At 69.5% G+C, this 4,724-nt stretch carries 5 protein-coding genes; 1 reads left to right on the forward strand and 4 read right to left on the reverse strand.

The window, feature by feature from the left end; genetic code table 11:
* The 4 genes from Q0Z66_RS11925 to Q0Z66_RS11940 all read right to left on the reverse strand — a co-directional run.
* A partial coding sequence (locus Q0Z66_RS11925) for a hypothetical protein (RefSeq protein WP_298041442.1) occupies positions 1 to 294 on the reverse strand: 294 nt, incomplete at its 3' end.
* A gap of 88 nt (positions 295 to 382) precedes the next feature.
* Positions 383 to 1,243: an energy-coupling factor transporter transmembrane component T gene (locus Q0Z66_RS11930; protein WP_298041444.1), complete on the reverse strand. Its 861-nt coding sequence runs from the start codon at positions 1,241 to 1,243 to the stop codon at positions 383 to 385.
* Positions 1,240 to 2,934, reverse strand: a complete 1,695-nt coding sequence (locus Q0Z66_RS11935) for an ATP-binding cassette domain-containing protein (protein ID WP_298041446.1) — start codon at positions 2,932 to 2,934, stop codon at positions 1,240 to 1,242. Before Q0Z66_RS11935 ends, Q0Z66_RS11930 begins: the two co-directional genes overlap by 4 nt.
* A 20-nt stretch (positions 2,935 to 2,954) precedes the next feature.
* A complete protein-coding gene (locus tag Q0Z66_RS11940; RefSeq protein ID WP_298041447.1) occupies positions 2,955 to 3,497 on the reverse strand; it encodes an ECF transporter S component in 543 nt (180 codons plus the stop codon).
* A 171-nt stretch (positions 3,498 to 3,668) separates the two neighbouring features.
* Here Q0Z66_RS11940 and Q0Z66_RS11945 point away from each other — a divergent pair.
* Positions 3,669 to 4,724, forward strand: a 1,056-nt coding sequence (locus tag Q0Z66_RS11945; RefSeq protein ID WP_298041449.1) for a carbon starvation CstA family protein, incomplete at its 3' end; no start/stop codon positions are given.

Below are 4,724 nucleotides of genomic sequence, written 5' to 3' on the forward strand. Positions count from 1 at the left end.
CACGAAGACGAACGCGATGAACCAGGTGTACATCCAGCGTGCGCGGTGGTCGGAGAGCCAGAAGCGCCGCACGCTGATCACGCCGTTGACCGCGGCGATGAGGCACAGCGCGATGCCGATGGGCGCGGCGACGATCCCCGCGAACCCGATGATGGGCACGAGGATCGGCACGAGCAGGTAGGTGATGAGGCAGCGCACACCCGACACGATCATCGAGGTGCGGAAGCCGCGGTGCGCTTCCCGCTCGGTCTTCACCGACTTCTGGATCGTGGTGATGCGCAGCAGTCGGCGCATGAATCGATCGGCGGGGGAGTTCGAAACCGCGGTCGGCGAGGAGATCGTCGTGCTCACCGGTACTGCATCCGTCGTCGTCATCGCCTGATCAGGGTATCAAAGCCGCCTGTGGTGCCGCGATGAGGGCGGGCAGCAGCGGGAGGGTGAAGATCGCGGCGGATGCTGCGAGCACGAGCACGATGAAGACGATGTCGCGGGCCCGGAAGGGCACGAGGTAGCGCTCTGTGCGGGTGGGGTGCGCGCCGAAGGCGCGGGCGTCCATCGCGAGGGCGACGCGTTCGGCATGGCGGATGGCACCGGCCAGCAGCGGCACGATGTACCCCCAGCCGCGGGCGATGCGCGCGAGGGGGCCGCGTCCGCCGTGGGTTCCGCGCACGCGGTGGGCGGCGCGGATGACGCTGAGCTCGTAGCCGAAGCGCGGGACGAACCGGTAGGCGGCGAGCGCCGTGTATCCGATCCGGTAGGGCACTCGCAGCTGCTGGATGCTGGAGCGCACCAGGTCGGGGCCGGTCGTGGTGAGCCCGCCGATGAGTGCGAGGGAGAGGATCGCGGCGAGGCGCAGCGCGGTCGCGAGGCCGATCCGCAGGGCGCCGGTGTGCAGCGTCCATCCGCCGATCCGCAGCAGCGGTGCGGTTTCGGCGACGCCGGAGGCGTCGACCCAGATCGAGAAGCCGAGGGCGAGCACGGCGATGCCTGCGGGGACGGCGATCAGGAGGAGGGCGAGCGAGCGGGCTGTGAGTCGCGCGCCGGTCAGCAGGAGGGCGTACGACAGGGCGATGAAGCACAGCGGCGTCGTGATGTCGCGCACGAAGATCAGCAGGATCATCGCCGGCAGCACCGAGGCGACCTTCGACAGCGGGTTGAGGTGGTGCAGGTAGTGCCGGGCGGATGCTGCGGCACCGGGCGAATACGGATCGACGGTGCTCGTCGGGGACGTGATCGTGGTCATCGCGCGGCCTCCGCGAGGATGCGGCGCAGGTCGGGGCTCAACGCCCGGTGCAGGGCAGGCAGTCGCAGGCCCGCGGATTCGAACAGGCCCGGTGTCGCGAACAGTTCGGGGGTGGGGCCTGCGGCGTGCACGCGGCCGTCGGAGAGGATCACGGTGTGGGTCGTGCGGTCGGCGACGAGCTGGAGGTCGTGGGTGACGATGAGGATCGTCGTGCCCTCGTCGCGAAGGCCGGCGAGCAGGCGCAGCAGTGCGTCGGCGCGGGCGCGATCCTGACCGAAGGTCGGCTCGTCCAGGGCCAGCACGCGCGGCCGCGTGATGAGCGCTGTGCCGACCGAGAGGCGCCTCTTCTCTCCGCCGGAGAGCAGGAAGGGGTGCATGTCTGCCTTGTGCTCGAGGCCGAAGCGGTGGAGCATCGCGCCGACGCGTTCGGCGATCTCGGCATCGGAGGTTCCGCGCAGTCGCAGGCCGTGCGCGAGCTCGTCGAAGACGGTGTGCGCGATGAACTGGTGCTCGGGGTTCTGGAACACGAAGCCGATGCGGTCGGCGAGATCGCGCGGAGAGGCGCGGCCCGGGTCGAGGCCGTCGACCGTCGCCTGGCCGCGCGGGGGCGGCACCACTCCTGCCAGTGACTGGATGAGCGTGGTCTTGCCGGCGCCGTTCGCGCCGACGATGGCCGTGAGGGAGCCCGCATCGATGTCCAGGTCGACTCCGTGCAGGATCTCGGCCCGGCCGCGACGGACCGTGAGGTTCCGGGTGCGGATGAGAGGGGCGCCCTCGAGCATCCGTGCCCGCTCGGGCTGCGGCGTCCCATCGCGCTCGCTCGACGAGGGGGCGTGCGCGACGGCATCCGCGAGCTCCTCCGGGGTCAGCGGCAGCGGTGAATCTGCGGGGAGCAGCCCCTTCTCGCGCAGCGTCCGCCCGGCGAGCGTCGCCGCCGGAAGCCACACGCCCATATCGATCAGCGCATCGGTATTGCTGCGCAGCACGTCGGCGACCGGTCCGTCGAAGGCGAGGCGCCCCTGCTGGTCGAGAACGATCGCCCGGGTCGCGAAGCGCATGGCGGCGTCGAGGTTGTGCTCGACGAGGATGATGGCGCGCTCGCCGCCGGAGACGAGGTCCTCGAGTGCGTCGTAGACGTCGTCGATGCCCTGCGGGTCGAGGTTCGCGGTCGGTTCGTCGAGCACGATGAGGGGCGAGCCCATGGCGATCGCGCAGGCGATCGCGAGGCGCTGGCGGCCACCGCCGGAGAGCCGGTCGGGGTTCCAGGAGCGGCGCTCCCACAGGCCGACCCGGCTCAGCGCCTCTTCGGTGCGCCGGAGCACCTCCTCGACCGGGAGCAGCATGTTCTCGAGGGCGAAAGCGACCTCATCGAGCAGGGTTCCGGTGACGAGCTGCGCGTCCGGGTCCTGGAAGACCATGGCGACATCGGCGCTGAGCTCGGCGACGGGTGCGTCGGCGGTGCTGCGCCCGCCGACGATGACGGTGCCGGCGATATCGGCCGGAACGGCCTGGGGGATGAGCCCGTTCAGCGCGAGCGTCAGGGTCGACTTGCCGGAGCCGCTGGGGCCGAGCAGGAGCACGACCTCGCCGCGGCGCACCTCGAAACTCACGCCCTCGGGCGAGGGGCGGTGCGCTCCGGCATGCGTGAGCGAGAGATCGCGGACGCGCAGAAGGGGCTCGGAGTCAGGCACGTCTACAGGTTAGCCGAGCCTTACCTGGTGACGACTCCTGCGCGACGCAATGCGTTGCCGATGCGCACACCCACGAACGTCCATGCCACCGGGCCGATCACGAACATGGCGAGGTAGGTCACGCGCGCCCAGGGCGCGAACTGGCCGAGGTCGACGGCGAAGCCGATCGGCACGGCGAGGATCACGCCGATGATGACGGCCGAGATCAGGAAGCGTCCCATTCCCCAGTGCTTGTAGCGGCCGAGGGCGGTGATGCCCTCCTGGATGGCGCCGATGAGCAGGGCCGTGCCGATGTAACGCATGACCCATGCCGGGGCGAAGGCGCTGGAGACGAGGGCGGCGAGCACGTGCGAGATGATCGCGACGCCGGGCACGCGCAACAGCGACTGGGCGATGATGCCGGGCAGCACGTGGGATCCGAGGACCAGGCCGTAGAGCACCGGAACGCCGGCGGAGACCGGGATGCTGAGGTAGCCGGCGGCCGCGAGGACGAGGCCGGTCGCGACGCCGACGGCGGCGCAGATCAACAGCACGCGGGTCGACAGCACACGGTTCTTCGGCACCTCTTCAGCCTAGTGTCGCCGGATGCTCGTCGGCCGGGCCGCGACCGGGGAAAATAGCCGTTCGTCGCCCGGGGCGTGCCGCTCGTCGCATCCGGCATCCATTCCTCTCCCGTCGGCGAGCGCCCCCTCCTAACGTGAGTCAACGCAATGACGCGCACACAAGGAGCTCCCATGTCATCACCCTCGTCGCGCCGCTCTGCGAGAAACGCAGCCGGTGCCGCCACGGACGAACCTGAGATCGTCACCGATCCGAAACTTCCGCCGGTCTCGCTCACGGATGAGCAACTGGCCAAGAGCAGCCGCTGGTCGCTGCCGAAGATCCTCATCTGGGCGGCGATCGCGATTCTCGGCGGCGTCGCCTGGGTCATGCTCGCGATCGTGCGCGGTGAGACCGTCAACGCGATCTGGTTCGTGTTCGCCGCGGTGTGCACCTATCTCATCGGCTACCGCTTCTACTCGAAGGTGATCGAGCGCTACATCACGCGGCCCGATGACCGGAGGGCGACGCCCGCCGAGGTCAAGCAGGACGGCAAGGACTACGTCCCCACCGATCGTCGCGTGCTCTACGGCCACCACTTCGCCGCGATCGCCGGTGCAGGTCCCCTCGTCGGCCCGGTGCTCGCCGCGCAGATGGGTTACCTGCCGGGAACCATCTGGATCATTGTCGGCGTGGTGTTCGCCGGTGCCGTGCAGGACTACACGGTGCTGTTCTTCTCGATGCGCCGCGGTGGCCGCACGATCGGGCAGATGGCCCGCCAGGAGCTCGGCAAGATCGGCGGGGCGGCCGCGATGCTCGCTGCGCTGCTCATCATGATCATCATCGTCGCGATCCTCGCGCTCGTCGTCGTCAACGCGCTCGGCGAGAGCCCGTGGGGCGTCTTCTCGGTCTCGATGACGATCCCGATCGCCCTGTTCATGGGCGTTTACCTGCGCTACCTGCGTCCCGGCAAGGTGACCGAGATCTCGATCATCGGTTTCGTGCTGCTGATGGCCGCGATCGTCGGCGGCGGTTGGGTCGCCGGCACCGAGTGGGGTGCGGCGTTCTTCCACCTCGATCGCGAGGTCATCGCCTGGGGAATCATCGTCTACGGCTTCATCGCCGCGATCCTTCCGGTGTGGCTGCTGCTCGCGCCGCGCGACTACCTGTCGACGTTCATGAAGATCGGCGTCATCGTGATGCTCGCCGGTGCGATCGTGATCGTGCGTCCGGAGATCTCGGTTCCCGCG

This window comes from uncultured Microbacterium sp., assembly GCF_947632095.1.
Lineage (GTDB): Bacteria > Actinomycetota > Actinomycetes > Actinomycetales > Microbacteriaceae > Microbacterium.